At 68.5% G+C, this 26,660-nt stretch carries 31 protein-coding genes, 1 tRNA gene and 1 pseudogene; 8 read left to right on the top strand and 25 right to left on the bottom strand.

From position 1 onward, the window contains the following. Nucleotides 1–18: 18 nt before the first annotated feature. On the bottom strand, nt 19–861 hold the full coding sequence (locus tag AC27L4_RS01785; RefSeq protein WP_487140234.1) for a DMT family transporter: 843 nt from the start codon (nt 859–861) through the stop codon (nt 19–21). 26 nt (nt 862–887) lie between these two features. Continuing rightward, nucleotides 888–1,424, bottom strand: coding sequence for a GNAT family N-acetyltransferase (locus AC27L4_RS01780; protein ID WP_487140233.1), 537 nt, complete (start codon nt 1,422–1,424; stop codon nt 888–890). Nucleotides 1,425–1,680: 256 nt separating this feature from the next. On the opposite strand from AC27L4_RS01780, the gene hemA reads away from it, so the two are divergent. Then, nucleotides 1,681–2,916 carry a 5-aminolevulinate synthase gene (hemA, locus tag AC27L4_RS01775; RefSeq protein ID WP_487140232.1) on the top strand — a complete coding sequence of 412 codons (1,236 nt, stop codon included), beginning with the start codon at nt 1,681–1,683 and terminating at the stop codon, nt 2,914–2,916. A 161-nt stretch (nt 2,917–3,077) separates the two neighbouring features. Beyond that, nucleotides 3,078–3,662, top strand: coding sequence for a hypothetical protein (locus AC27L4_RS01770; protein ID WP_487140231.1), 585 nt, complete (start codon nt 3,078–3,080; stop codon nt 3,660–3,662). Between the two features lie 113 nt (nt 3,663–3,775). Here the strand turns inward: AC27L4_RS01770 and AC27L4_RS01765 are convergent, their stop codons facing one another. From AC27L4_RS01765 to AC27L4_RS01745, 5 genes are all read right to left on the bottom strand, one after another. Then, nucleotides 3,776–4,450 (bottom strand): response regulator transcription factor, encoded by a 675-nt coding sequence (locus tag AC27L4_RS01765; RefSeq protein ID WP_487140230.1) that lies wholly within the window; start codon nt 4,448–4,450, stop codon nt 3,776–3,778. Nucleotides 4,451–4,914: 464 nt separating this feature from the next. Next, nucleotides 4,915–6,111 (bottom strand): pyridoxal phosphate-dependent aminotransferase, encoded by a 1,197-nt coding sequence (locus AC27L4_RS01760; RefSeq protein WP_487140229.1) that lies wholly within the window; start codon nt 6,109–6,111, stop codon nt 4,915–4,917. Between the two features lie 177 nt (nt 6,112–6,288). Further along, a complete protein-coding gene (gene mscL / locus AC27L4_RS01755; protein WP_487140228.1) occupies nt 6,289–6,699 on the bottom strand; it encodes a large conductance mechanosensitive channel protein MscL in 411 nt (136 codons plus the stop codon). A 137-nt stretch (nt 6,700–6,836) separates the two neighbouring features. After that, a complete protein-coding gene (locus AC27L4_RS01750) occupies nt 6,837–7,991 on the bottom strand; it encodes a DUF2336 domain-containing protein (RefSeq protein ID WP_487140227.1) in 1,155 nt (384 codons plus the stop codon). A gap of 3 nt (nt 7,992–7,994) precedes the next feature. Further along, complete coding sequence (locus AC27L4_RS01745) at nt 7,995–9,038, bottom strand: lytic transglycosylase domain-containing protein (protein ID WP_487140226.1); 1,044 nt, start codon at nt 9,036–9,038, stop codon at nt 7,995–7,997. Between the two features lie 88 nt (nt 9,039–9,126). Here AC27L4_RS01745 and AC27L4_RS01740 point away from each other — a divergent pair, with 88 nt between their 5' ends. Next, nucleotides 9,127–9,660, top strand: a complete 534-nt coding sequence (locus AC27L4_RS01740) for a hypothetical protein (RefSeq protein ID WP_487140225.1) — start codon at nt 9,127–9,129, stop codon at nt 9,658–9,660. 6 nt (nt 9,661–9,666) lie between these two features. Here the strand turns inward: AC27L4_RS01740 and AC27L4_RS01735 are convergent, their stop codons facing one another. The 18 genes and pseudogenes from AC27L4_RS01735 to AC27L4_RS01650 form a co-directional block, all read right to left on the bottom strand. Then, nucleotides 9,667–10,272, bottom strand: coding sequence for a flavin reductase family protein (locus AC27L4_RS01735; protein WP_487140224.1), 606 nt, complete (start codon nt 10,270–10,272; stop codon nt 9,667–9,669). 36 nt (nt 10,273–10,308) lie between these two features. Then, nucleotides 10,309–11,478: an acetylornithine deacetylase gene (argE, locus tag AC27L4_RS01730; RefSeq protein WP_487140223.1), complete on the bottom strand. Its 1,170-nt coding sequence runs from the start codon at nt 11,476–11,478 to the stop codon at nt 10,309–10,311. A 38-nt stretch (nt 11,479–11,516) separates the two neighbouring features. Beyond that, nucleotides 11,517–12,041, bottom strand: coding sequence for an Hpt domain-containing protein (locus AC27L4_RS01725; RefSeq protein ID WP_487140222.1), 525 nt, complete (start codon nt 12,039–12,041; stop codon nt 11,517–11,519). Further along, nucleotides 12,041–12,586, bottom strand: a complete 546-nt coding sequence (locus AC27L4_RS01720) for a response regulator (RefSeq protein ID WP_487140221.1) — start codon at nt 12,584–12,586, stop codon at nt 12,041–12,043. The genes AC27L4_RS01725 and AC27L4_RS01720 overlap by 1 nt, the downstream gene beginning before the upstream one ends. Before the next feature lie 127 nt (nt 12,587–12,713). Continuing rightward, nucleotides 12,714–13,130, bottom strand: a complete 417-nt coding sequence (gene crcB, locus AC27L4_RS01715) for a fluoride efflux transporter CrcB (RefSeq protein ID WP_487140220.1) — start codon at nt 13,128–13,130, stop codon at nt 12,714–12,716. Next, nucleotides 13,130–13,522 carry a fluoride efflux transporter CrcB gene (crcB, locus tag AC27L4_RS01710; RefSeq protein ID WP_487140219.1) on the bottom strand — a complete coding sequence of 131 codons (393 nt, stop codon included), beginning with the start codon at nt 13,520–13,522 and terminating at the stop codon, nt 13,130–13,132. The genes crcB (AC27L4_RS01715) and crcB (AC27L4_RS01710) overlap by 1 nt, the downstream gene beginning before the upstream one ends. Nucleotides 13,523–13,551: 29 nt before the next feature. Then, nucleotides 13,552–13,953 carry a DUF190 domain-containing protein gene (locus AC27L4_RS01705; protein ID WP_487140218.1) on the bottom strand — a complete coding sequence of 134 codons (402 nt, stop codon included), beginning with the start codon at nt 13,951–13,953 and terminating at the stop codon, nt 13,552–13,554. A gap of 140 nt (nt 13,954–14,093) precedes the next feature. After that, nucleotides 14,094–15,068, bottom strand: a complete 975-nt coding sequence (locus tag AC27L4_RS01700) for an Hsp33 family molecular chaperone (protein ID WP_487140217.1) — start codon at nt 15,066–15,068, stop codon at nt 14,094–14,096. Beyond that, nucleotides 15,065–16,006: an ornithine carbamoyltransferase gene (argF, locus tag AC27L4_RS01695; RefSeq protein ID WP_487140216.1), complete on the bottom strand. Its 942-nt coding sequence runs from the start codon at nt 16,004–16,006 to the stop codon at nt 15,065–15,067. Before argF ends, AC27L4_RS01700 begins: the two co-directional genes overlap by 4 nt. Nucleotides 16,007–16,011: 5 nt before the next feature. After that, complete coding sequence (locus AC27L4_RS01690) at nt 16,012–17,196, bottom strand: acetylornithine transaminase (protein WP_487140943.1); 1,185 nt, start codon at nt 17,194–17,196, stop codon at nt 16,012–16,014. Nucleotides 17,197–17,384: 188 nt separating this feature from the next. Then, nucleotides 17,385–17,777 carry a Co2+/Mg2+ efflux protein ApaG gene (gene apaG / locus AC27L4_RS01685; RefSeq protein ID WP_487140215.1) on the bottom strand — a complete coding sequence of 131 codons (393 nt, stop codon included), beginning with the start codon at nt 17,775–17,777 and terminating at the stop codon, nt 17,385–17,387. Nucleotides 17,778–18,055: 278 nt separating this feature from the next. Next, entirely contained in the window at nt 18,056–18,355 is a 300-nt protein-coding gene (locus tag AC27L4_RS01680; RefSeq protein ID WP_487140214.1) for a hypothetical protein, read from the bottom strand. A gap of 166 nt (nt 18,356–18,521) precedes the next feature. Then, nucleotides 18,522–19,592 carry a calcium-binding protein gene (locus AC27L4_RS01675; protein ID WP_487140213.1) on the bottom strand — a complete coding sequence of 357 codons (1,071 nt, stop codon included), beginning with the start codon at nt 19,590–19,592 and terminating at the stop codon, nt 18,522–18,524. A 235-nt stretch (nt 19,593–19,827) separates the two neighbouring features. Beyond that, nucleotides 19,828–20,664: a calcium-binding protein gene (locus AC27L4_RS01670; protein ID WP_487140212.1), complete on the bottom strand. Its 837-nt coding sequence runs from the start codon at nt 20,662–20,664 to the stop codon at nt 19,828–19,830. A gap of 96 nt (nt 20,665–20,760) precedes the next feature. Then, the gene (locus AC27L4_RS01665; protein WP_487140211.1) at nt 20,761–20,895 is read right to left on the bottom strand and encodes a hypothetical protein; all 135 of its coding nucleotides are present in this window, start codon (nt 20,893–20,895) and stop codon (nt 20,761–20,763) included. A 547-nt stretch (nt 20,896–21,442) separates the two neighbouring features. Next, nucleotides 21,443–21,877, bottom strand: a complete 435-nt coding sequence (locus AC27L4_RS01660; protein ID WP_487140210.1) for a calcium-binding protein — start codon at nt 21,875–21,877, stop codon at nt 21,443–21,445. Nucleotides 21,878–21,900: 23 nt separating this feature from the next. Then, nucleotides 21,901–22,011 (bottom strand): annotated as a pseudogene (locus tag AC27L4_RS01655) (hypothetical protein); the annotation flags it as partial. 10 nt (nt 22,012–22,021) lie between these two features. Next, the gene (locus AC27L4_RS01650; protein ID WP_487140209.1) at nt 22,022–22,387 is read right to left on the bottom strand and encodes a calcium-binding protein; all 366 of its coding nucleotides are present in this window, start codon (nt 22,385–22,387) and stop codon (nt 22,022–22,024) included. Between the two features lie 384 nt (nt 22,388–22,771). On the opposite strand from AC27L4_RS01650, the gene AC27L4_RS01645 reads away from it, so the two are divergent. From AC27L4_RS01645 to AC27L4_RS01625, 5 genes are all read left to right on the top strand, one after another. After that, nucleotides 22,772–22,846, top strand: a tRNA-Gly gene (locus AC27L4_RS01645). A gap of 215 nt (nt 22,847–23,061) precedes the next feature. Next, complete coding sequence (locus AC27L4_RS01640; protein ID WP_487140208.1) at nt 23,062–23,505, top strand: SRPBCC family protein; 444 nt, start codon at nt 23,062–23,064, stop codon at nt 23,503–23,505. A 223-nt stretch (nt 23,506–23,728) separates the two neighbouring features. Further along, nucleotides 23,729–24,211: a hypothetical protein gene (locus tag AC27L4_RS01635; RefSeq protein ID WP_487140207.1), complete on the top strand. Its 483-nt coding sequence runs from the start codon at nt 23,729–23,731 to the stop codon at nt 24,209–24,211. Between the two features lie 34 nt (nt 24,212–24,245). Next, entirely contained in the window at nt 24,246–24,746 is a 501-nt protein-coding gene (locus AC27L4_RS01630) for a hypothetical protein (protein ID WP_487140205.1), read from the top strand. 159 nt (nt 24,747–24,905) lie between these two features. Beyond that, nucleotides 24,906–26,624 carry a GMC family oxidoreductase gene (locus tag AC27L4_RS01625; RefSeq protein WP_487140204.1) on the top strand — a complete coding sequence of 573 codons (1,719 nt, stop codon included), beginning with the start codon at nt 24,906–24,908 and terminating at the stop codon, nt 26,622–26,624. Nucleotides 26,625–26,660: the final 36 nt, after the last annotated feature.

The following is a 26,660-nucleotide window of genomic DNA, read 5'->3' as shown; positions in this document are numbered from 1 at the left end:
GCCCGGGGTGCCGGCGGCTCAGGCCGCCTTGGCCCGGCCCATGGCGGCGAAGGCGCAGGCCGCCACGATCATCGCCGCGCCGGCGAAGGTCCAGGTCGTCGGGATCTCGGCGAAGAACAGGAAGCCGAAGGTCGAGCCCCACAGGAAGCCGGTATATTCCAGGATGCCGAGCTTGCCGGCATGGGCGCGCGAATAGGCCCAGGCCATGCACAGATGCCCGCAGGTGCCGAGCAGTCCGGCGGCGGCGAAAGCCATCAGGTGCGCTCCGCTCGGCGCCTGCCACTGGATCGCCATCACCGGAGCCACCAGAAGGAAGGCGAGCGCGTTCGACAGCGCCACGATGGTGATGGTGGAGTCCTTGGCGCTCTGCTGGCGCATCAGCACCATGGAGAGGGCATAGAAGAAGGCGCAGGCGAGCGCCGCGGCCAGGCCGAGAGGATCGAGGCTGTGGGTCGTGCCGCTCTCCTGCCCCTGGGCGATGATGACGACGCCGGCGAGGCCCACGGCGATGCCGATCATGGCGCGCGGGGCGATCGGCTCCTTCAGGATCATCCGCCCGAGCAGGGCCATGATCAGGGGCGCCATGAAGGTGAGCGCGATCGCCTCGGCCAGCGGCAGCCGGGCGATGGCGGTGAAGAAACAGGTCGCGGTGGCGAGCACGACGACGGCGCGGCCGAGGTTGCGCCGGATCGCCGGCCAGCCCGGCGTGCCGCCGCCCATGGCCAGGAAGGCGATGACGCCGAAGAGCGCGCCGAAGCTGTAGCGCAGGCCCACCACCTGGCCGATGGGATAGGCGCCCGAGACCAGCTTCATCACCGCGTCCATGCAGGACAGCACGGCGACGCCGAGCCCCGCGACCATGACGGGGCGGAGGGAATCCTCGGTCCTCATGACGCAGCCAGGGCGGCGCCGGTTCCCCGGACGGCCGGATCGGCAATCCCAGTGAGGAGGAAGCCGATCTCCAACGTCTGCGACACGTCGTGCAGGGCACGCACACCGGGCATGCGCACGAAGCCCTGGCGCCGGTAGAAGCGGTGGCCGTCGACGAACTTGATGTCCGACCAGAGCGTGATCGCCTCGGCCCCGGCCGCCCGCGCGAAGGCGAGCGCCTGCTCGCAGAGGCGCCGGGCGATGCCTTTGCCACGCAGGGACCGGTCGAGATAGACCTTGAAGAACTCGGCGACGCCGGGCCGCGCGGTCATGACAACGCCGAAGCTGCCGACGATCCTTCCGCCATCGACCGCCACCCAGATCCGCCCGCCCCTGGCAGCGAAGGCGCTGGCCACGGCCTGCAGTTCCGGGAACTCCTCCGGTGCGAACAGCACGCCGTCATACTCGGCGAACACGCCGGCGATCAGGCGGCTCAAGGCTTCGCCGTCGGCGTCGGTCGCCTCGCGGATGGTGATGGAGCTTTGGGATGTCATCGAACGGATCTCGGCAGGCGTGATAGCCGCAGGCGCGGCGCCGGGCAATCGACAAAAGCTGATGAGAGCAATCAGGAAAACGATTGGACGGCCGAGCCCCGGGCGGAAAGCGGGCCGGAGCCGAGGCGATCCGCCGCGTGTCCGGACGCACTGCGCCGCGACCAAACGCCTCTAATCATCGTTCTACCGTGCACCGGACACGGAATGGCGGTATGAGTGCCCCCCGAAACGATCCGAAGCGAGCAAGCAGACGAGAATGCCCTCCCCCTACACCGCGATCTTCGAAGAAGCCGTGGCCGCGCTGAAGCGCGAGAAGCGTTATCGCGTCTTTGCCGATATCGAACGCAGCGCGGATCGCTTCCCCCTGGCGCTGTGGCACGGGCCGGACGGCTCGCGCGAGATCGTGCTGTGGTGCTCGAACGACTATCTCGGCATGGGCTGCCATCCCGCCCCGATCGAGGCGATGGCCGCCACCGCCCGGCGTTCGGGCACCGGCGCCGGCGGCACCCGCAATATTTCCGGCAACAGTCACGCGGTGGTGCGGCTCGAGCGTGAGCTCGCCGACCTGCATCGCAAGGACGCGGCGCTGGTCTTCACGTCCGGCTACATCTCCAACCAGGCCGGCATCTCGACCCTGGCCAAGTTGCTGCCGGGCTGCCTCATCCTCTCCGACGCCCTCAACCACAACTCGATGATCGAGGGCGTGCGACAGTCGGGCTGCGAGAAGGCGATCTTCCGCCACAACGATGTCGAGCACCTGGAAGATCTGCTGCGCGCCGCGGGCAGGGAGCGCCACAAGCTGATCGTGTTCGAGAGCCTCTATTCGATGGACGGCGACATCGCCCCGATCGGCCGGATCTGCGATCTCGCCGAGCGCTACGGCGCCATGACCTATATCGACGAGGTGCATGCGGTCGGCATGTACGGGCCGCGCGGCGCCGGCATCGCCGAACGCGACGGCGAGATGCACCGCATCGACGTGATCGAGGGCACGCTCGGCAAGGCCTATGGCGCCCTCGGCGGCTATATCGCCGGAGCGGCGCCGGTGGTCGACGCCGTGCGCTCGCACGCCGCCGGCTTCATCTTCACCACCGCCCTGCCCCCGGCTATCGCCGCGGCGGCCCAGGCGGCGATCCGCCATCTCAAGACCTCCGACGTCGAGCGGCAGGGCCAGCAGGCCAATGCCGCCAAGACCAAGGCGGCGCTGGCTGCCGCCGGCCTGCCGGTGGCGCCGTCGCCGACCCATATCGTGCCGGTCATCGTCGGCGATCCCGAACTGTGCAAGGCCGCCAGCGACCTGCTGCTGCGCGAGCACGGCATCTACATCCAGCCGATCAACTATCCGACGGTGCCCCGCGGCACGGAGCGCCTGCGCATCACGCCGACCCCCTTTCACACCGACGCGCTGATTGCCGGCCTCGCCGAGGCGCTGGTGGCCGTCTGGGACCGGCTCGGCCTGCCCTTCCAGGCACGCGCCATGGCAGCGGAGTAACACTGCGGCTTTTTTTCGCCCGGCCGCTCCACAGGCGGTCCGTGCACCGCGTCCGGGGGGCGTGCCTGCCCCGAGACTGACGCAATCGACGCTCATGCAGCGGCGTCTTGGATTCGCCGTCCAGCCGGAACAGCCCGGCGAGCGAAGGCAGGAGCCGCAGCATGAGCAAAGTGCCCAGGCGCCCCAGGGCCCCGACGGAGGAATTTGCCGCCGAGCAGACCACGGCCGCCGATTCCGGCGGCGCCATGGCCGCCCAAGGGGGCGGGCCGGGGCACGGCATTGCCAGCCACGCGGCGGCGGTGGAGACGCTGGACTGGATCCTGAAGCGCTGGGTGCTGCGGCCGGGGCCGGAGACGGCCGGCGACGACGCCGAGGCGGGGCTGTCCAAGCTCGAATCCGTCCGCCGGGAGATCGGCTTCATCGACGTCAAGGCGTCCGCCGTGCTCACCCATGTCTCGGTGATGGTGGCCACGGCCGGAATCCTGATGAACTACGTCGCCCAGAGCACCATCGAACGCAGCGTCATGGTGTCGGAGCTGGCGCTCTATTTGCTGATCGCCGTGCTGTGCATCCGCTGCATCATGCACCCGCCCAACTGGCAGGCGGACCTGTCGCATCCGCAGGCGCTCAAGGAGATGGAGGAGGAGGTGCGCTACCTCAGGCGGCTGGTCTATTTCTGCAGCGCCTTCACGGTGACGGTGACGATGCTGCTGATGATCACCGTGCCGGTGCTGGCCTACATCTGAACGCCTCGCCGTAAAAAAAGCAGCCAAGACCGATGCTCGACCGGTCTTGGCTGAGACGACAGGAAGTGAAGGGACCTTTCCTGACGATGGGGTGGTGCAGCGGGCCTCTCCGGTCAGACCCGCTGCTCGGACATGACGATGCGCACGAGGTCGGCGGCGTTGCGCGCGCCCAGCTTCTCCATGATGCGGGCTCTGTGCACCTCGACGGTGCGGGGCGAGATGCCGAGCAGCCGCCCGACCTCCTTGTTGGAGGCGCCGCCGGCGATCTGCGACAGCACCTCGTGCTCGCGGCGGGTGAGGACGTCGCGCGAAGGCAGGCCGATGATGGCGGCGCCCGGCAGGGGTGTCGAGGTCACGATCACCTGACCGTGCAAGGGATCGCCCGCCTCCAGCATGTCGCGCAGGCGGGTGGCCAGAGGGCCCGCATCGAAGGGGATCTCGAAGAAATCGGCGGCGCCGCGCTTCATCGCCTCGACAGCCAGGCGAATGCTGGCGCCGGCACTGGTGACGATGGCCGGAGCCGGGCAGCGGCGCAGCCGCAGGTCGCGCAGCAGGTCGAACCCGGCCTGCGGCGAAGGGCCGAGGTCGATGACGATCGCCGCCGGCGCGCGGCCGGCGACGAGCTCGAGGCAGGCCGCCCGGTCCGGCACCCGCGTCAACATGACGGCGTCGCGCGAGAATTCCAGCGACAGGGTTGCGTGCAGCGCAGCCGCTTCGTCGACGACCACGACCTCCTGGACCATGTCCGGGTGCGGCGCCCGGCTGACCCCCAGTCCCGTGATCCCCATCGAACCAGCCTCCTCATGCATGCGGAATGGCGGTCGCCCGTCCTCGCCGCCCGCTTCGACAGGGGCGAGACTTCGAGGAAGTTACGATAATACCGAGCAGTACGTCAATAACCGAGCCCTATGTGCCGGGATTTGCATGACTTTTCGCTCTTTCCGCGAGAAGGTTTTCCACGCCGCACGCAATCGTTTTCCTCCTCCCGATCAGACGGCAGCGGACCGTCGACGCCTGCGGCGCCGCGGATGATCATGCGGGCGGCGCCGCATGGGACCGGGACAAGGCCGGGACGGCGCCCGTTGCCGGCCATCCGCATCTGGGATGCCGGTCGATCCGACTCGGCAGGATGCGAGGCCGCAGCGTCACGCCGCGGCCGGGAGGGCGCTCCCGTCTCTTCCGCGCCCTTTCATGGACGGCGCGTCGGCTCCCGTAGACGCCATCGGCCGGCGCGATCGGGCGGAGCCGGGCCTCAGGTCCGCCTGAGCCAGGCGGCGAGGCGGCCGGCGGCCTCCTGAAGCTGCTCGGGGCTGCGCAGGAAGCACAGGCGCATGAAGCCTTCGCCGCCGGCGCCGAAGGCCGTCCCCGGCGCGAGACCGACATTGGCCTGCTCGACGATCTCCAGGCCAAGCCGGCGCACATCCGGCTTCCCGTCGACCGAGAAGAACAGGTAGAAGGCGCCCCGCACCGGAGCGAAGCGCACCCGCCCGGTCTCGCCCAGCGTCTGGCAGACGATGTCGCGCCCGCGCCTGGCGCGGGCGATCTGGTGGGCGAGGAACCCCTCCCCCCGGTCGAGCGCCGCCACGCCGCCGCGCTGCATGAAGGCGGCCACGCCGGAGGTCGAATACTGCACGAGGTTCTCGATCACCTGGCCGAGTTCCGGCGGCGCCTCGATCCAGCCGAGCCGCCAGCCGGTCATCGACCAGTTCTTGGAAAAGGTGTCGACGAACAGGATGCGGTCGTCCTCCTCGCGGATATCGCGGAACGAGGGCGCCCGCTCGCCGTCATAGACGAAACGAGTGTAGATCTCGTCGGCGATGATCCAGAAGCCGTGCCGGCGCGAAAGGTCGAGCAGGAAGCGCAGATCCTCCGGGCTGGCGATCCAGCCGGTGGGATTGGAGGGGGAATTGACGCAGATCGCCCTGGTCCGCGGCGTCACGGCGGCGGCGACGCGGTCATGGTCGAGGCGCCAGCCGCCATCCGTATAGGTCTTGGCCACCGGCACCGGGGTGGCGCCGGCGATGCCGGCGGCGGCGGCCGCGTTGGGCCAGGCCGGACTCGGCACGATCACCTCGTCCCCTGTCCCCGCCACCATGCGCATGCAGGTCTGGATGGCATGCATGCCGCCTTCCGTGACGAAGAAACGCTCGGGGCCGACCTGCTTGCCGAACAAGGCCGTGTTGTAGCGTGCCAGTGCCTCGCGCAGCTCGGGAATGCCGCGCTGCCAGGTGTAGTAGGTCTCGCCCGCGGCCAGGGCCCGGGTCGCGGCCTCGGTGATGAAGGCGGGCGTCGGCAGGTCGCCCTCACCGACCCAGAGGGGAATCAGCCCCTCGCGCAGGCGGGCATAGTTCATGATCTCGACGATGCCGCTCTCCGGAGCGCCGAGGGCCTCCGGGCGCAAGTCGTCCAGCAGCGAGGGAGCGGCGGTCGTTCGGGCGGCACTGGTCACGCAAGCATCCTTCAATGCTGTCCCTCGATCGCGCGGAGCCGGATGCGCCGCCCCGGCCCCGACGGAACGAGACACGCCCGCACCGGCCGACGCAGCGCAAGCTTAGCCCAAACCGCCCGCGGCCGGATCAATTGTTGGAATGGATCGATGGATTTTGCCGATCGGCGGAACGACCCGTCACTTCTTCAGCAGGTCGCGGATCTCGGTGAGCAGCTTGACGTCGGCCGGGGGTTCCGCCGGGGCGGCGGCGGCCTGCTGCTTCTTGAAGCGGTTGATCCCCTTGATCACCAGGAACAGCGCGAAGGCGACGATCAGGAAGTTGACCACGATGGTCAGGAAGTTGCCGTAAGCGAACACCGCGCCGAACTTGCGCGCCTCGGTCAGGCTCGCATTCTCGGGGGCCGTGCCGCTGAGCATGACATACATGTTGGAGAAATCGAGGCCGCCGGTGGCCCGGCCGATGATCGGCATGATGATGTCGCCGACCAGCGACTCCACGATCCGGCCGAAGGCCGCGCCGATGATCACGCCGACGGCGAGATCGACGACATTGCCCTTCATGGCGAATTCTTTGAATTCCTTCAGCATGCGAGACCTCCCAGCACGGATCAGGGGCGCGCGTGGCGGCGCCCGATGCGTCGCCACGCTAGAACAAGGTCGGCGCGAGCAAAAGCCCGACCATGAAAGCTTCCGGTGCCTGACCCGAATGTCGGCGGGTCAAGCCGTCACGCCGCGATCAGCACGTCCCGGACCAGATCGTCGGCGATGACCCGAGCCTCGTCGCGGGCCGCCTCCGCGGCGAAGCGGTGCAGCATCAGCAGCAACTGCCCGACATCCTCGCTCGGCAGGGCGCCGACGGTGGTCAGCACACGCTCGGTCATGCGACGCGACAGCCGGGCGTCCCCGGCGGCGCTCTCGCCGAATCCTTCCTCGTGCAGCGCGTCGAGCGCGGCCCGGAACGCCGGGAAGGCACTGGGCGGCAGGCCGGCCTTGCGGTAGAGCGCCTCGAAGCCGCCGGAACGGCTGGCATGGACGAAGCCCGAGACCCGCCCGACCGGCATGCCCGAGAGATCCGACAGCGCTTCCTCGAACAGGCGGACATTGCCCGAGAGCAGCGCCCGCAGGATCAGGGCCGCCGTAAGCTGGCCGGTACGGCGCAGGTGTTGCACCAGGCCGCGCATCTCCCCGGCGCCGGCCGTGCCGGCAATGGCGACGGTGGCCTTCTCGCGCGCCTCGACGGTCATGCGCTGGTTGCGATCGGCCCCGAGCCAGCCATTGCCGGAGACGAAGCTGGACAGGTGCTCGCTGAGCGCCGCCACCACGGCCTGGCGCACGCCGACGGGCAGGTCGTCGCGCGACAGCATCTCGTTGCGCAGTTGCGCGTCGCCGCCATGGCGCTCGACGATGCGCATCAGGGCCCCGGGCGTGATGACCGCGCCGGTGTTCTGCAGCAGCGCGATGCAGGCGTCGACGCCCCCGACCTCGGCGATGGCGCCGCTGAGGGTCGCCGGCACGCTGTAGCGGCACGCCACCGCGCATTGCGCCCGCCAGTCGCCGGCGCCGACCGCGTCGACGAGCTCCACTTCGGTCAGCACGGGGCTCTGGGCCAGGACGACGGAAGCAATGTCGCCCTGGTCATGGGCAAGGGCGTGGATGACCGCATGCGGCGCCCGCGGCGATGCCGCCAGCGCCACCGCCAGCGCCTCGCGCACCATGGGCGAGGGATCGTCGAGCAGCATCACCATCGCCGCTTCGGCCGAAGCCCTGTCCGCCGCGTCCAGCGGCGAATGCAGATAGGCCCGCGCCAGGGCGCTGGTGGCGTCGGCGCGCTCGCCCGGCGGGGCGGTCTGGACCCATTGCAGAAACTGACGCACGATCATCGATCATGAACTCCCGCGCTTGCCGGACGCGGCGGGCGCGGCGGCGGATGCTGTGAACAGGCTGGAGAAGAAGGCGCCGATGGCGGAGACCACATCCGTGTCCTGCGCCTGCGGCACGGATGGAGGGGCGACCGGCGGCCGCAAGGCCTCGCCGTGTCGCTCCGGCCTGATCCGGACCGGCGCCGGCTCGGCGACTGCCGCGGGCACCGGCCCGAGGCTCGACCAGGTGGCGGCGACATAGTTGGAGATCGGCGCGCCGCCTTCGGTCCGGAACAGGGCCTGGAAGGGCGAGGCTGCCGCGGCCGCCGCGCGGGGCTCGGCCACATAGGCGTTGTGGGCCGGGATGGCGAGCCAGAGCGCCGGATTGGCGGGCAGCTTCTCCGCCGCGTCCGGAGCGCCGGCTGCGGCGACCGCCGTCGGCGCCTGGGCCGCATCGAAATTCCGGACCAGCCGGGCATAGACCTGCGCCACCGGGCGAGCCTGCCCGGCCTTGTCGTAGAAGATGCCCGGGTTGGCGGCGGCCTGCCGGGGGAAGGCTTCGGCCGCATTGGCGCCGCCGTCGGTCGCCGCCAGGCGGATCAGGCTGGCCGCGCCGCCCGCGCCCATGAAATGGGCGATATAGAGCTCACCGCTGCTCGGCTCGCGCCCGAGAGCGTCGGCGAGGTGGTCATGATTGCGCCGGGTGAAGGCGCCGGCCATCAGGGCGCTGACATCGGGGTCTTCCCGCAAGGCCAGGACGGCGCGGCGCGCCTCGGGACTGGCGGCATCGTAGCGCCCGCTCGCGCCGCGCTGGATGGTATCGGCATAGGCCTGCAGGCCGAGGGCCGGCCCCTCCTCCTTCACCATCTGCATCCAGGTGGAGTCGATGAACTGGAACAGGCCGGTGGCCGACGAGGTCTGCGCCCTGGCGGAGGGATCGAGCGAGGACTCGCGCCGGGCGGTGGTCAGCAGATACTCGAAGCCGGTTCCCGTGGTCTGGGCCGCGTTGCGAATCGCGCTGTGGATGCGATCCGCCGGCCGTGCCTCTGTGGAGCTGAACAGGAACATGGACGGGGCAGGCAATCATCCGCTAAGCCGATGCGGCCACTCTGCGGCGTTATGGTAAACCGCGCCTTAATGCATGAACCGGAACGGGATGAAATCGCTGCTGATCCTCTCGCCGGATGCCCTCGACCAGCCGGGCGCTGCCGCGGCCGACCTGGTCGCACTCGACCTCGCGGCCGGGGCCGGCCGCCCGGCGCCGGTGCGGGCCGCCGGCCTCTATGTGCGGATCGCGCCGGTCGATGCGGCGGAAAGCCCCCTCCAGCTCGATGCGGCCATGGCGCTCGCCCCGGACGGCATCGTGCTGGACGGTGCTGCCAGCGGTCGCGACGTGACGCTGCTCGACGTACGCCTGTCGGTGCGCGAGGCCGAGCTGGGTCTCGCGCACCGCGGCACCCTCATCGTCGCCATCGCCGGCGCCAGCGCGGCGGCGCTGTTCGAGATGGGCACGTTCCGCACCGCCTCGCCGCGGCTCGCCGGCCTCGCCTTCGACGCGCAGGCTCTGTGCCGCGACCTCGGCGAGGATGATGCCGCCGCCTGCGATCTCGCTCGGACCCTGGTGCGGCTGGCGGCACGGGCGGCAGGCGTGCCGGCCTTCGAGGTCGAAGGCCGGCGCCGGATGGAATGAGCCTGCTCAGGCGCCGGCGGGGCGTGCCAGCGTCATGGTGCGCTCGACCACGGCATAGTCCTGGTAGCCGAGCCGGGCCATCGCCCGCATCGCGGCGGTGTCGACCCGGCCGCCGACGATGAAACGGTCGTCGATGAAGATGCCGACCACCTCGCCGCAGACGAGATAGGCTTCGCTCGGCGCTCCCTCGGCATCCTTGAGATGGACGGTCTCGGTCCAGCGGCATTCGAGGGCCGCCGCGGCGCGGGCGACGCGCGGCGGCGCCACCAGGCGCGACGGAGCCGCCTCGAGCCCGGCATGGACCATCTCGCTCTCGCCGCGCGGCAACGGCGCCGAGGTGGCGCTCATCTGCCGCCAGAGGTCCTCGGAGACGATATTGCAGACGAACTCCTTGGTCTGCTCGACGAAGGTGACGCTGTCCTTGCGTCCGTCCGAGGCGAAGCCCACGAGATGCGGCCGCGACTGGAAGGCGTTGAAGAAGGAATAGGGCGCGAGGTTGATCTCGCCCGCCACCGACATCGAGGTGATCCAGCCGATCGGCCGCGGGACCACCAGCGCCTTGAACGGATCATGCGGCAGACCGTGGTCACCCTTGCGCGGTTCGTAGAACATGGGATCAAGCCGATCGGGTTGCGGGGCCGGACGACGTCAGGCGGCGAGCGTCGCCGCCAGCCGGCGCAGGAAGCCGGCACACGCTTCGAGTTCCGAGAGCGCGATCCATTCATCGGCCCGGTGCGCCTGCTCGATCGAACCGGGGCCGCAGATCACCGTCGGCACGCCGCCCTTCTGGAAATGGCCGGCCTCGGTGCCGTAGGCCACCGCAAAGGTCCGGTTCTGGCCGACGAGCCGCAATGCCAGCACCTCGGCGGCGGAGCCGGGATCGGGCGCAAGATCCGGCACCATCACCCCGAGTTCGGTGACGATGCTGGCCTCCGGCGCGGTGCGGCGCAGCCGCGGCTCGACCACGTCACGGCTGTAGCGGCGGATGCGCTCGGGCACCTCGTCGAGCGGCAGCGAGGGCACGCCGCGGCACTCCCAGATGATGCTGGCATGCTCGGGCACGATGTTGACGGCCTCGCCGCTGCGCAGCAGGCCGGCCTGGGTGGTGGAATAGGGCGGATCGAAGCGGCCGGACGGGTCGCCGCGCTCGCGCAGATCGTCGGCGATGCGGTCGATCTCAGCGATGATATGGGCGGCGGCGTGCAGGGCATTGGCGCCGAGCGCCGGCATGGAGGAGTGCGCCGGCCGGCCGATGACGGTGGTGACGTAGCTCGCCAGCGACTTCTGGGCATCGACCACCCGCATCTCGGTCGGCTCGCCGACGATGCAGGCCCTCGGCATCGGCAGGTCGCCGCCGAAGCGGCGGATGGCGTCGAGGCTGCCATGGCAGGTCACCTCCTCGTCATAGGAGATGCACAGGTGCAGCGGCGTCGCCAGGTTCGCGGCCAGGAACTCCGGCACCAGCGCCAGCACGGTGGCCACGAACCCCTTCATGTCGCAGCTGCCGCGTCCGTAGAGGCGCCCGTCGAGCACGGCCGCCTCGAAGGGCGGCCGGGTCCAGGCCTGTCCTTCCACCGGCACGACGTCGACATGGCCCGAGAGGCAGATGCCGCCGCGGTCCTTCGGGCCGATGGTGGCAAAGAGCGCCGCCTTGTCGCCCTGCGCATTGGGCAGGCGGATGCTCTCGACGCCGTGGACGGCGAGATAGCCGGCGACGAAGTCGATCAGCGGCAGGTTGGAGTTCGCGCTGACGGTGTCGAAGCCGATGAGCTTCGCCGTCATCTCGATCGGGGTGAAGTGCGGTGCAGCATGGGCCATGCGCCTTCGAAGCACCGATCGGGCCGGAAGGCAAGGCGTCAGGCGGCGGCGCGGATGATGCTCTCGACGCTTTCCTCCAGGCTGCGCACCACCAGCCGCGCCGTCTCGTCGCCATCGCCGCGCACATCCTCGCGGACGATGGCGCGGACGGCGTCGACATGCTGCTCGATCAGGCGCGTCGGCATGGCCGCATCGTCGAGGATCCCCTCAAGGATGCGGCAGAGGCTGGCCGCCACCTGGCCGGCGAGCGGATAGCCGAAGGTCGCCGCCTCGCCCCTGATGTCGTGGGCGGCGCGGAACAGGGCGGCGCGCGTGTCGGGGTCGAAGCCACGCTCGCGCACGATGTTGCGCGCGGCGTGGAGCACCTTGACCTCGTTGCGCATCCAGGCGGAGAACTCGACCGCCAGTTCGGCCAGCGCCCGCTCCGCCCGGGCGATGGCGCCGAGGTCGATGGCCGGGCCGCCGCTGTCGGCGGCGATCGCCTTGCTCAGATGGTGCGGCGGGTGCTGGACCTCGTGGTCCTCGAAGACCTCGGTGCGAACCTCGTCGCTGCCCTCCGGCATCACACCGCCCCCCGCGCCTTGTCGATCAGGGCCGGTTGCGGGATCACGTCGGCCGCTCCGCCCTTGCGGCGCTCGGGCCCGGCATAGGCGCCGTGCACGTTGCGCCGCCGGCAGGGGCCGAAATAGGTCTTGGTCTTGATGAAGGGGCGCGGATTGGCGACCACGTTGAGCACGCGCTGATAGAGCGCCTTGGCCGAGATCGGCTTGGCCAGGAACTCGGTGACGCCGGTGTCGCGCGCCTCGATCACCCGCCGCTTCTCCGAATGGCCGGTGAGCATGATGATCGGCACGTAGGGATTGGCATTGGCGCCGGGCTGCCGGATCATCGAAGTCAGCTCGAGCCCGTCGAAGATCGGCATGGCCCAGTCGGCGATGATGATGTCGGGCGAGAAATTGGTGAAGGCCTCCAGGCCCGAAGCGCCGTCCTCGGCTTCATAGACCTCGCGCGCGCCGAAGCCGTGCAGCAGCGTGCGGACGATGCGGCGCATATACGCGTTGTCGTCGATGACGAGGAACCGCAGCTTGTTGAAGTCGATCCGGATCATGCGCCTGAACGTGCCTCCCCCGCGACGATGCCGCCCTCATGGTTAATGCATGGTTATACGCGCCGCCCGTCGACCGGAAGCACCGGGCTTCGCGAGACCCCGGGCGCACACGGGCCGACGCGAGCGGTTATCGGTTGATCCGCACCGCCACGCCGTAGCCGGCCCAGGCCGCGGCGAGCGACAGGGTGACGACCGTGACCAGATAGGTCGCGGCGAGCCGGGGATCGTCGCTCAGGAGCAGGCCGAAGGTGTCGAGGCTCATGGCGGAAAAGGTGGTGAAGCCGCCGCAGATGCCGCCCATGACGAACTGCCGCCCCTCGGCTCCGACGACGAGACGGCCGTCGGGGCCCGTCAGCGTCGCGAAGACCATGATCACGAAGGAGCCGACGACGTTGACGAAGGCCGTCGCCCATAGCGGGCTCAGCCCCAGATCCGTGCTGATGACGCCCCCGGCGAGGAAGCGCAGGAGCGAGCCGAGCGCCGCCCCGCAGCCGACGGCGAGATAGAGGCGGGTCGTAGCCGCGCGTCTGGACGCATGCCGCATCACCCGAGCAGCCTCACCACGGACCAGAATCCGGTCGCGACGGCGGCGACGCAGAGGCCGGCCGAAAGAACGACGTTGAGGAAGGCGAGCCGACCTTCGCCGCCGAATGCCAGGTTCAAGGTCTGCAGGCAGAACGAGGAGACGGTGGTGTAGCCGCCGCAGATGCCGACGAACACGAAAGCCCGGAACAGCTCGCCGGCGAACAGGCCGCCCGCGGCCCGGGCCAGCCCGGCCAGGGAGCCGATGGCCAGCGCCCCCGAGACGTTGACCACGAGCGTCCCCCAGGGAAAAGTCTCGCCGACGCGCCGGCCGACGAAGCCGGAGACGAAGAAGCGCAGGATTCCGCCGAGGAAGCCGCCGGCGAGCACGACGAGGCAGGCTTCAAAGCTCATGGCACATCGGTCGGTGCCCGGTGTCGCGATCAGCCGGCATTGCCCGAAGCCTTGCCGGGATCGTCCCCAGGGCCCGCATCGTCCGGGAGAAGACCGGTTCCGTCCTCGCCGTAGCGGATGACCGTGACGTTCTCAAGCGTGATCAGGCAGCTTTGGGCGAGCGCCTCCAGGACCGGAAGGAAGTCCCGTATCTTCTCGGCCCGGTCGACGATCTCGATCACCACGGGAAGATCCTGGGAAAGCCGCAGGATCTTGGCCGTATGGAGCCTGCTGGACCGCCCGAAACCCAGCGGGCCGCGAAGCACGGTGGCTCCGGCCAGATGGGCCTCCCGGGCGCGCAGGACGATCGTTTCGTAGAGGGGCCTGCCGTCCGCCTTGTCGTCCTCGCCGACGAAAACCCTGAGAAGCGACGCGTGCTGCGGAATCTGCATCGCCGGTCTCCTCCTGTCCGCGACTCGGGGCCGGCCGTGCGCCGGCGACATCTCGCCGGCACGGCGCTCGAGCCCCGCCGATTATGGCCGCACATGCGCCAGGCCGGAAGCGTCGCCTCGCGCCCGCCTTCAAAAAGCGCCTACGCCTCCAGCAGCGCCGCGGCCTCCGCCGGCTCGAACTTGTAGGCGGTGTTGCAGAACTCGCAGGTGACGGTGATCGAGCCGTCGTCGGCCACCATGTCGCGGCGGTCGCCCGGCGAGAAGGTCCGCAGCATGCCGGTGACGGCCTCGCGCGAGCAGCGGCACTTCTCGACGATCGGCTGGGCCTCGAACACGCGGGCGCCGCGCTCGTGGAACAGACGATAGAGCAATTCCTCGGAGGAGACGGTCGGATCGGTCAGCTCATGATCCTCGACCGTGCCGAGCAGGAGCTTGGCCTCGACCCAGGCATCGTCCTCGGCCTGGGCCAGGATGTCGGCGCCCGCGGGCGCATCGCCCGGCGGCAGGTCGGCCATGCGCATGCGCTCGACGGAAGCGGGCAGGAACTGGATCATCATGCCGCCGGCGCGCCAGGTCGGCTCCTCTCCGGCGGCGAAGTTCTCGGCCACGGCCAGGCGCACCCGCGTCGGGATCTGCTCGGACTGGCGGAAATACTGGTCCGCCGCCTGCTCCAGGCTCTCTCCCTCCAGCGCGACGACGCCCTGGTAGCGCGCCATGTCCGGCCCCTGGTCGATGGTCATGGCGAGATGGCCGGCGCCGAGCAGCTCGATCGTCCCGGTCCGCCCGTCGGCCACCGCGGCGTCGAGCGCCGCGGCGTCGAAGGTGGCGCAGGCCCGCACCCGGTCCGGCGCCTGGAAGTCGACCACCACCATGCGCACCGGGCCGTCGGTCCGGGTCTGCAGGATGAAGCGGCCGTCGAACTTCAGCGTCGTGCCGAGCAGCAGGCCGAGCGCCGTGGCCTCGGCCAGCACCCGGGCGACCGGCTCGGGATAGGCATGCCGGCGCAGGATCGTGTCGATCGCCGGCCCCAGCCGCACCACGCGGCCGCGCACGTCCAGACCCTCGGCCTGGAAGGGCAGGACCCGGTCGTCGCCGGAGAGGGCCTCGCCGCTCACGGGTGCACGCTCGCCGCGGCTTCGCCGCCGACGCCGAAACACCAGGCCAGCACGCCTTTCTGGGCGTGAAGGCGGTTTTCCGCCTCGTCGAACACCACCGATTGCGGCCCGTCGATGACCTCGTCCGTCACCTCCTCGCCGCGATGGGCGGGCAGGCAGTGCATGAACAGGGCGTCCTTGGCCGCCGCCGCCATCAGGCGCTGGTCGACCTGATAGGGGCGCAGCAGGTTGTGGCGATGGCCTTCGTCGTCCCCCATCGACACCCAGCAGTCGGTGACGATGCAGTCGGCGCCGTCGGCCGCCTCGTAGGGGTTGGTGGTGAGCTCGAGGCGCGCGCCGTTGTCGCGGGCCCAGGCCACCAGCTCCGGGCGCGGCGCCAGCTCGGCCGGGCTCGCCACCCGGATGGTGAAGTCGAAGCGCTGTGCCGCATGGACCCAGGACGCGAGGACATTGTTGGCATCCCCGGCCCAGGCCACGGTACGCCCGCGGATCGGACCGCGGTGCTCCTCGTAGGTCAGGACATCGGCCATGATCTGGCAGGGATGCGACAGCTTGGTCAGGCCGTTGATCACCGGCACGCTGGCATGCGCCGCCAATTCGCGCACGGCGGCATGGTCGAGCATGCGGATCATCACGGCATCGACATAGCGCGACAGAACCCGGGCCGTGTCGGCGATGGTCTCGCCGCGGCCGAGCTGCATCTCGGCGCCGGTCAGCATCAACGTCTCGCCGCCGAGCTCGCGCATGCCGACGTCGAAGGAGACGCGGGTGCGGGTCGAGGGACGTTCGAACACCATGGCCAGCATCTTGCCGACGAGCGGGCGCTCCTGCGCCACCTCGCCCTTGACGCGCCGCGCCTTGATCGCCGCGGCCCGGTCGAGCACGGACCGCAGCTCGGATGCCGGAAGCTCCGACAGATCGAGAAAATGCCTGATCATGCCGGTCACTCCGCGGCGGCGGGCTGGGGCCGCGCGCGCTCGATGGCGCGGCAGGCGGCGTCGATGCGGTTCACCGCCTCGCGGATGTCCTCGTCGCTGACGATCAGCGGCGGCAGCAGCCGCGCCACATTGTCGCCGGCCGGGATCGTCAGCAGCTTCTCGGCGCGCAGCGCCGTGACGAAGTCGGGCAGCGAGCCGCGGACCTTCAGCCCGAGCAGCAGGCCTTCGCCGCGCACCTCCTCCAGCACGCCGGGATGCCGGTCGAGCAGCTCGGCCAGGCGCTGGCGCAGCAGCAGGCCGGCTTCGGCGACACGCGCAAGGAAGCCCTCCTCCAGCACCACGTCGAGCACGGCGTTGCCGACCGCCATGGCCAGCGGGTTGCCGCCGAAGGTGGTGCCGTGCACGCCGGCGGTCATGCCCTTGCCGGCCTCCGCCGTGGCGAGGCACGCGCCCATCGGGAAGCCGCCGCCGATGCCCTTGGCGATCGCCATGATATCGGGGGTGACGCCGGCCCATTCATGGGCGAACAGCTTGCCCGTCCGCCCGACGCCGGTCTGCACCTCGTCAAGGATCAGCAAAAGGCCGTTTTCGTCGCAGATACGCCGGAGGTCGCGCAGCACGGGGGCCGGGAAGGCACGCACGCCGCCCTCGCCCTGGATCGGCTCGACCAGGATCGCCGCCGTGTCCGGACCGATGGCGGCCCGGAGCGCGTCGGGATCGCCGAAGGGCACCTGGTCGAAGCCGTCGACCTTGGGGCCGAAGCCCTCAAGATACTTCTTCTGGCCGCCGGCGGCGATGGTGGCCAAGGTGCGGCCGTGGAAGGCCCCCTCGACGGTGATGACGCGGTAGCGGTTCGGCTGGCCGTTGGCTGCATGGTATTTGCGGGCCATCTTGATGGCGCATTCCAACGCCTCCGCCCCCGAATTGGTGAAGAACACCGTGTCGGCGAAGGTGGCGTCGGCCAGCCGGCGGGCGAGGCGCTCGCCGCCCGGCATCTGGAACAGGTTCGAGGTGTGCCAGAGCTTCTGCGCCTGGCCGGTGAGTGCCTCGACCAGATGCGGGTGGGCGTGGCCGAGGGCGTTGACGGCGATGCCGGCGCCGAAATCGAGATAGCGCTCGCCCGTGTCGGTGATCAGCCATACGCCCTCGCCTCGCTCGAACGTCACATCCGCGCGGGCGTAGGTCGGCAGGATCGCGGACTTGGCGGCTTCCTGGTGCGGGACGTTCGGTTGCGTTGCGCTGGTCACGTGCTTGGCTTTCGTTGGCTCCGAGGGCGAAAACAGCCCCAAAAATCAAAACGCCGCCCATTGGGGGGCGGCCGTTTTACAAGATCAATATTATGCGCGCCCGCCGTCATGTCAACGGCGCACGGGACGCGTCAATTGACCACCCGGCGCACATGCGGGCTGTCGAGGGAGAAGGCGGGGATGGAGACGGAGAAGGCCTCGCCGCTCTCGCTGGTCATGTCGTAGGAGCCGACCATCATGCCGGAGGGCGTCGGCAGGGGGCAGCCGGAGGTGTATTCGAAGCGCTCTCCCGGCGCCAGGACCGGCTGCTCGCCGACCACGCCGGCGCCGCGCACCTCCTGGCGGCGGCCGAGCTCGTCGGTGATCTCCCAGAACCGGGACCGCAGTTGGACCGTCTCGGGACCCATGTTCACGATCTCGACGGTATAGGCCCAGAAGAAATGCCCTTCTTCCGGCTGGGATTCGTGATCGAGGTAACGCGGCTCGACAGTGACCCGGATGAGGCGCGTGACAGCACGATACATGGCGCATCGCTCCCTGGCAGGCGGACGGTATCCCCGACAATAGGTCCGAGGCCCGCCCGCCGTCCATGCCCTTGTGCGAGCGCGGCGCCGCCGGCGGCAGGACCGCCGGGGCAAACCGCCATGCTCGATCGGTCCACCGTCAGGGACGACGCCGTCACACCGAACGAACGGCACGGGGGGCTCTTTCGGCAGCCGCAGGCTGTGCCGGCCCCCGCCCCTCGCCCACCATCCCGGGAAGGAGGAGCGGGCAAAGTGCCCGGCGCGTCCGGGACGGCTTCTTACTGGGAACCGATGGGCTGTTCGCGCTGCAGCAGGCGGCCGAGGCGACCGGCGACGGAGGCGGCTTCGCCCTTCTTCGGCTTGGCGCCCGTCTTCCCGCGAACCGGCGCGGCAGCATCGTCGACGGCGTCCGCTTCCGCGGCCAGCGCCCCGTCTTCCGACTGGTGGACCTTGCGCACGCTGCGCAGCGTGCGCTGGTAGATGTAGGCTGCAGTCGCGACCGGATCCTTCTTGGCCCCCAATTCGGTCTTGGCGAGCACGGCTGCGGCCAGGGTCGCCGCGACCAGATGTTCATCCATGGTCAATCTCATCCTCACAAACGACGGTATGATTAAACCGGCGCCCGCTCCGGCGGATCGATTTGTACGAGGTATCGCTGCAATGCACAAGCGCGATGCGCCGTGGACCACGGCGCCGCGATCCGCACAGGCAAGGCCGGCGGGCGCGGCCCGCCGGCCGGCCGGGTCAGAGGAGGAAATCGCCGGACTGGACCGAGTTGACATTGGCGATGCGGACCGAGAAATCGGCCGTGCCGTCGCCGTTGACGTCGGCATAGAGATAGGCGCCGCTGACCAGGGAGACGTAGCGCAGTTCGCCCGCATGGTGCGAGAAGTCGCCGGTGCCGATGAAGTGGAAGGCCTGGTTGCCGGTGGCAGTGGTGTCGGCGTCGATCAGCCGGAGATCGATCTTGTCCCCTTCAGCCCGGCTGAAATCGAAGATGACGTCGCGAGTCGTGTTGGTCACGCCGCTCTCCGACGTCGCATTGAATACGAAACGGTCGGCGCCTGCTCCGCCGGTCAACCCGTCGCGATCCGCGCCCCCGACGAGCACGTCGTTCCCTCCGCCGCCGTTGAGGCTGTCAATGCCGGCGAGCCCCTTCAAGGTGTTGGCGGCGGCGTTGCCGATCACGGCGTTCTTCAGGCCATTGCCGGTGCCGTTGATCGCCGCCGTGCCGGTCAGCGCCAGGTTCTCGACATAGCCGAGGACATGGGCCCGGTCGCTCAGGCTGAACGTGATGGAGGAATAGATCGCATCGATCCCGCCGGTGCCGGCCTCGCTGACCTTGTCGCCGATATTGTCGACGGCATAGGTGTCGTTGCCGTTGCCGCCCACCAACGTGTCGGCGCCGGTCCCGCCGCGCAGCGAGTCGTTGCCGCCCGCGAGCACCGCCACGTCGTTGCCGGCATTGCCGATGAAGGCGATGTCGCCGAGAAGATCGCCGATCGAAGCCGGGTCGGTATGCAACGCCGTTGCGATGTCGGACACCTTGACCGAAAAATCGCTGAACAGAATCTTGTTCACGCTGCCGGTCGAGAAGGTCATCGTCGTCGCCGTGCCGGCAACCGGGACGAATACGCCGTTGATGGTCGTGAAGACGAAGCCCGCGCCTTCGACGGTGATCACATCGCCATTGGCGCCTGTTATGACGAATTTCGTCGACGTGTGGCTCGTAACCGTGAAATCCTCCGCAACTCCCTCGGCGAAAGCGAGGAAGTTCGAATTTGCCTTCGTCAAGACCTTGATCGTTGCCACCATGTTCCATTCTCCCGATGAGGGCGGACTGCTCGCGCAGCGTTCTATCTTGAGAGTCCCGTCAAATTGCCCGGACACCGCATATTCCTAAAAGGAAATATTGCGCCGTGGGAGCACAGTGAGCACCAAAGCGGGGGGACGCGCAAACACTTTCCGCCCGGAAGCGCGGTCTGGATGGGCCGCCCCCGGCAGCCGGCTCCGGCGCTGACACCGTGCCGCGTGACATGGGCGGACGATGCTACAGGAAGAAGTCGCTGCCGTGGAGCGCTCCGACGCCGGCGAGGTGGACCGAGAAATCGGCCGTGCCGTCGCCATTGACGTCGCCGTAGATGTAGCTGCCGCCGCTCTGGACGACGTAGCGCAGTTCGCCCGCGTGATGAGAGAAGGCGGCGGTATCGACGAAGTTGAAGGCCTGGTCGCCGGCAACGCTCGTGTCGGCGTCGATCAGCCTCAGATCAATCCTGTCGCCTTGGGCGGGGCTGAAGTCCGAGATGACATCGCGGGCGGCGGACGTTACGCCGCTCTCCGAGGCTGCGTGGAGCACGAACCGGTCAGCTCCGAGCCCACCCGTCAGCCCGTCGCGCCCCGCGCCGCCGACCAGCACGTCGTTGCCTCCGCCGCCGTTGATGCTGTCGTTGCCGGCGAGCCCTTTCAGGGTGTTGGCGGCGCTGTTGCCGTTGAGCGCATTGTTCAGGGCGTTGCCCGTCCCGTTGATGGCGGCGGCCCCCGTCAGCGAGAGATGCTCGACATCGCCGATGACGTGCGCGGCGTCGCCCAGGCTGAACGTGATGGAGGAATAGACCCTGTCGATACCGCCCGTGCCGAGTTCGCTGACGACGTCTCCGACATTGTCGACGGCATAGGTGTCGTTGCCGTCGCCGCCGGCCAGCCTGTCGGCGCCGGCTCCGCCGCGCAGCGAGTCATTGCCTGTGCCGAGAACCGCCACGTCGCTGCCGGTGCTGCCGATGAACGTGGCATCCCCGAGAAGATTGATGGCCGAGGCCGCGTTGCTCGTCAGCGCCGCAACGATATCGGACGTGCTGGCGGAAAGGTCGCTGAACAGAATCTTGTCCACCCTACCGCTTGAGAAGGCCATCCCTCACCGTGGCGAAGCTCGGAATAAGATAATTATCGATCTTTATGAAGGTGAAGCCGGTGCCCTCCATGGTGATCACGCCGCCATTGCCCCCCTCAGGACGAGCTCCGTCGCAGATATGCCGGTGACGGTGAAATTCGCCGCCACGCCCTGGGCAACCCCGATGAAATTCGAGTCTTCAACCGTCAGGACCTTGATCGTTGCTGCCATGTTTCGGTCTTCCGACACCCGCTGAATGCTCACGCAGCGTTATAAATCGAGTATATCACGATTTGGTCTTGCTGCCGTGAAGGCCGTGGATGTCCGATGAGGAATTTCTGGCGAAAGGACCTTTGTCCAGCACCAATCCCGGCCGGCAAACAATTTCGTCGGGATGAAGGACCTGAAGCTTGGCCGGAGGCTCTGAAAGCCGATCCGAGCCGGCAAGGACGACGTTCCATCGGGGCGCGCGGCTTGCCTCGGTACGACCGGCATGTCCGCACGGCACCTGCATGGCGATGGAGGCGGGAGATGATATCGGCCCGGGACCGCCGGGTGCACGGCCCGGCGTCCGCCGCGGCCGGCCCTGGGCTTGCGCACGGCAGAAAGGACCCGGCTGGCGCCGGGCCCTTTCCTCAGCTCTCGCGAGCGCTTGGGCGCTTGGAGACACCCGTTTGACAGAACGCCGGACGGAGCAGGATGTTCCCACCAACAGGCCGCCCCGATGCCGGACCATCGCGGCGACAGCCTGGGACCGAGCCGGCCGGGACGCCAACGCTCAGAAGATGAAGTCGCTCGCCCCGATCACCGCGGCATCGGCGACGTTCGCGACCAGGAAACTGCCGCTGCCGTAGTCGACCGGCACGCCGGCGCTCGATGTGGTGACGGCCAGGTCGCCGATGCCGTCGACCCCGGCCACAGCCGAGAGGTCGAACCTGTCGGCCCCATCCTCGCAATCCGTCACCTTGTCGGCCCCGTCATTGCCGTGGAACACGAAGATGTCGTTGCCGGCCCCGCCCTTGAGCGTGTCGTTGCCGCCGCCGCCTTCAAGGCGGTTGTCTCCGTCCCATCCGCCGTCAAGGACATTGGCCTTGCCGGCGCCGGTCAGCCAATTGCTGCCATAGCCTCCGGTCACGTTCTCGATATTGACCAGCGTGTCCTCGGCCCCTCCGTCGATGGTGAGCGTGGCCGGCGTCGCGCCGCTCAACGTCACGCGGATATCGCCCGCCTCGCGGTTTACCAGGCCCCGTCGACGCCGGCGCCGCCGTCGAGCGTATCCTTGCCGGGGCCGCCGACGAGGGCATCGTCACCAGCCCCGGCCCTGAGCACGTCGTCGTCGCCATTGCCGTAGAACGCGTCATTGCCGCCGAGCGTGACGAAGGTATTTGCCCGCGCTGCCTCCTGCCAGGCTGATGCGTTCGCCGTTGACGACGGCGGTGCCGTCGCCGACCAGCGTCGTCGTGCTGCCGACGCCGGCCATCGCGAAGGACAGCGCCACGCCGGCCATCGCGAAGGACAGCACCACGCCGGCGGCGGCGCGATCGATCCAGATGAAATCGTCGCCGGTCCCGCCGTCGAACCTGTCACTGCCGGTGCCGCCGTCCAGACTGTCGTTGCCGCCCAGGCCTTCGATCCTGTCGTCCCCTCCGAATCCTTCGATGATGTCGAAGTCCGGAGTGTCAGTCAGAATATCATTGGCAATCGTGCCATCAATCCTTGCCATTGCTTCAAATTGCCTTTTGCAATAAATACTGATTATCTCTCTCAAAACAATTATGAACGCAATCCCGATGGCCAGCCTTCATCACGGGTACACACTAGCATCGGTGAGGCACGACACAAACAGCCGGGACCACTTGCTTGCCGAGGACTATCTGGCTCAGAACCTTTCCCGGTCCGGGCGAGCCGGCCGCCGTCGATCGTACGTCCCGGGACGCGGCACCGGTGGCACAGCCTCGTGCCGCGGGGGCCCGTCGAAAAAAGCGCGGGGGCGGCTCGATGGGCTTGATCGTGGCGGAAGAAACCGGGTACAAGGAGGTCTCGCTCTCGCGGAAATGCTGCGGGGGCGGGCAAGGAGTTGAAATCCAGACGATTTCAATATCCTTTTGCGGGTGTAGTTCAGAGGTAGAACGTCAGCTTCCCAAGCTGAATGTCGTGGGTTCGATTCCCATCGCCCGCTCCAGTTTTTTCAAGCACTTAGACTGTTTTGTCAGACCGGTGCGGAGAGCGCCTATTTTCCACCCGTTCCAGGCCTGTGCCGGTGGGCGACGCGCTGCAGGTCGCCGATTTGACGAAATTCGAGATCCCGAGTCGGATAGGCAAGGTCTCGTTCGTCCTTGGGACAGCGCCGGCTTGACGGCGTCCACGTCCGTTCCGTTCCTTCATGAGGAGAGCGACATGCCCAGCACCATACGCCTGCACCGTGTACTGGCGACCAGCCCGGAGAAAGTCTATCGCGCGTTCATCGAGGCGGACGCGCTGGCGAAATGGCTTCCGCCCAACGGTTTCGCCTGCACCGTGCACCATCTGGAACCGATGACCGGCGGCACATTCAAAATGTCCTTCCGGAATTTCACCACGGGCCAAAGCCATGCCTTCGGCGGCGAATATGTCGAGCTCGTCCCCGGCGAACGCCTGCGCTACACGGATAAATTCGACGATCCCAACCTGCCCGGCGAGATGCAGGTGACGGTGTCGCTGAAAAAAGTCTCGTGCGGTACCGAGGTCGATATCGAGCAGTCCGGCGTGCCGGACCTCATTCCACCCGAGGCCTGCTATCTCGGCTGGCAGGAATCGCTGCGCAATCTGGCGAGGCTTGTCGAGCCGGAGATCAATCAATAGCGGCTTGGGCGACTGCAGGACCGCACCGGCCGATCACGCGATCCGACCGCCGTTTCGGGGCGGCGACGAAGCCCGCTGCGAACAATGACATCGGGCCTCTCCAGACGGCGCCGGTCGCGGCGTCCGGACGGGGGGATGAAACACGCCTGAAACATCCGGAAAAACGCCCGAAACCTCCAGCGGGCAGGGTTGGCGCGCATTGAATCGAGGGGGAGTTCGCTCCATGCGCAACCACAAGCCGGCGAGCAGGCCGATGGCCTTTCCGGTTCTTCTGGGCGGTCTTTTCCTCGCGGCTGCAACCTTGCCCGCCGCAGCGTCCGGCGGGCTTGAATGTTCGACCGAGGACAAGTCCGTCCGCTTCGGCGTTGGGGCGGGCGTGACGCGCGGCGGGGGCGGCACCTTCAACCTCGAGGGCGTGCTGGAAATCTTCGACGAGGGGGTCGCGCCGGACTTGCGCAAAATCACCCTCGTCGACGCCGATCGGCCACAATTCTGGCTGGATGGCGAGGACCTTCGCCTTGGCTTCTACAAGGAGCGCGATGCCGGCAAACCATTCGGATCGGTCCGGCTGGAGATTCGCACCAGGTCCACAGGTGACGACGAGACTTACAGGGGCACCTACAAGCTGTCGACATTCATCCTGAACGATAGCGGCGAAGACAAGACGACGGCATTCACGGGTGAGGTCTCCTGTTTCGTCGAGTAGTGGCGGATCGGGCCGGGATCGGGGGGATTCCACGATGCTGAGAATCTTGCTGGCGTGCAGCCTGTGCAGTTATGCAACTTCCCTGACAGCGGAGGAGCTTCCGTCAAAAATCACGTCCTATGGCGTCGAGTATCCTGCGGCCTGCTCGCCAGACGAACTGGCACGATTGAAGGGAGAAGTCTTCAAGGTCGCCGGCAAACGGAAGCGCGAGGAAGCCTGGAACTTGATCGACGCATTGATGTGCAAATCCGGGGCCGACGCGGAAAAGTACGTGTCATTGCATATGCCTGAAAAAATTCATCGGGAGCACGGCGAGACGGGCGATCCGGAGGCCGCCCGCCCCAAGCGCGAGCTTGTTGCCGGAAATGCGGCTTCGGTGATGATCGCGGGGAAAACCTGGGGCGCCGATGCCAAAGCCGGCAAGCGGGGTAGACTCGTCGTTTCCTTCAATCAGGAGGTCTGCGTGGGCAGCTATGACCTGGCCTACAGGCGTGGCCGCTGGTTGTTGGTGGAACAGCGCGGCTTCTGTGACTAGAGGCGCGATCGAAGGGGGCGTTGTCCCGGCTGTGCGCGAGGGCGAGCAGCCGGTCGCGCGTGGGCGTGGTCGAGCTCGCGGCCGCGCTCGACAGTCCCCGACACAGGCGTCGTCGTCCCGTGGCTTGACTTTCCTCTATAGTGGAATTAGCCACGTTGCATGCAGTTCGACATCGTCATCGTGGGCGGCGGCTCGGCCGGGTGCGTGCTGGCGAACCGCCTGTCGGCGGATCCCGGCCGGCGCGTCTGCCTGATCGAGGCCGGCCCGGACACGCCGCCCGAGGCGGTGCCGCCGGCGATCTATGGCGACGCCTTCCTCCCCGACTATTTCCGCCCCGACCGCTACTGGACCGAGCTGGTCGCCTATGTCGACCGGATCGGCAACAAGTCGCCGGCCGAGATCCGGGCTGCGATGACGCCGCGCCGCTACGAGCAGGCGCGGGTCATGGGCGGCGGCTCCTCGGTCAACGGCCAGGTGATCATCCGCGGCCTGGCCGCCGACTATGCGGAATGGCAGGCGCTGGGTGCCGACGGCTGGTCGTTCGAGGACTGCCTGCCCTATTTCAAGCGCGTCGAGCGCGACATGGACTTTGCCGGACCACTGAACGGCCGGGACGGGCCGATCCCGGTGCGGCGCACCTTCCCGGAGCACTGGAGCCGGTTCGCCCTCGCCTTTCGCGATGCGGTCGGAGCGCGCGGCATCGGCTACCTCGACGATTGCCACGAGCAGGCGGGCGACGGCTGCTTTCCCTTCGCCCGCAACAACGCCTACGACCATCGCGTCTCGGCGGCGGCCGGCTACCTCGACGACGCCACCCGTCGCCGGCCCAACCTGACGATCCTGGCAGGCCGCACGGTCGAGGACATCCTGTTCGACGGCAACCGCGCGAGCGGCGTCCGGCTGCGCGGCGATGGCGGCGCGACGGTGGTGACCGCGCCGGACATCGTGCTCGCCGCCGGCGCGCTGCACACCCCTGCCCTCATGATGCGGGCGGGCATCGGCCCGGGCGACCACCTGCAGGAGATGGGAATCGCCGTGCGGGCCGACCGCCGCGGTGTCGGCGCCAATCTCCAGGATCATCCGCTGATCGGCTTCGGCATCCACCTGCGTCCCGAAGGCCAGCTCGCCGGCCATGTCCGCAACAGCTTCCTCCTGCACATGCGCTGGAGCTCCGGCCACCGCGACTGTCCACCCGTCGACATGAAGCTGACGGTCTCCGGCCGCTTCGCCCGCAACAGGCTGGGCGCGCGGCTGGCGACCGTGAACTTCGGGCCGAACAAGGCCTATTCGAAAGGCTTCGTCCGCCTTGCTGGTCCCGACGCCGCGACCGAGCCGTTCATCGCCTTCAACTATCTGTCCGACAGCCGCGACCTCGACCGCTTCAGGACGGCGGCACGCTTCGTCCATGACATCCTCTCCAGCGATCCGGCCGCCGGCTTCCTGCACAGCTTCTGGCCGGGCATCTACGCCGAATCCCTGCGCCGGCTGACGGAGCCGACGCGGTGGAACAGCCTCAAGGCCGACATTGCCGCCCGTCTGCTCGACGCCGGCGGCCTCGCCCGCCGGCTGGCACTCGGCACGGCCATCGATTCCCGCTTCACGCTGCAGCGGGTGATGGCCGACGAGACCGTGATGGAAGAGTGGATACGGACGGGGGTGCAGGGTGACTGGCACCCCTGCGGTACCTGCCGGATGGGCGGGCCGGGCGATCCCGGCGCGGTGGTCGACCCGCAGGGGCGGGTCTACGGGGTGGAGGGCCTGCGGGTGGCCGACGCCTCGGTGATGCCGTCCATCCCCTGCGCCAACACCAACCTGACGACGATGATGATCGGCGAGAAGATGGCCGACCACCTCATCGCCGCCGGACGGCCGCGCTGAAAAAGCGAAGGCGTGCAATGGAATATTTAGGCAGCT

Source organism: Labrys sp. Lb11 (genome assembly GCF_057554225.1).
This window is presented reverse-complemented; position numbering and strand designations above follow the sequence as displayed.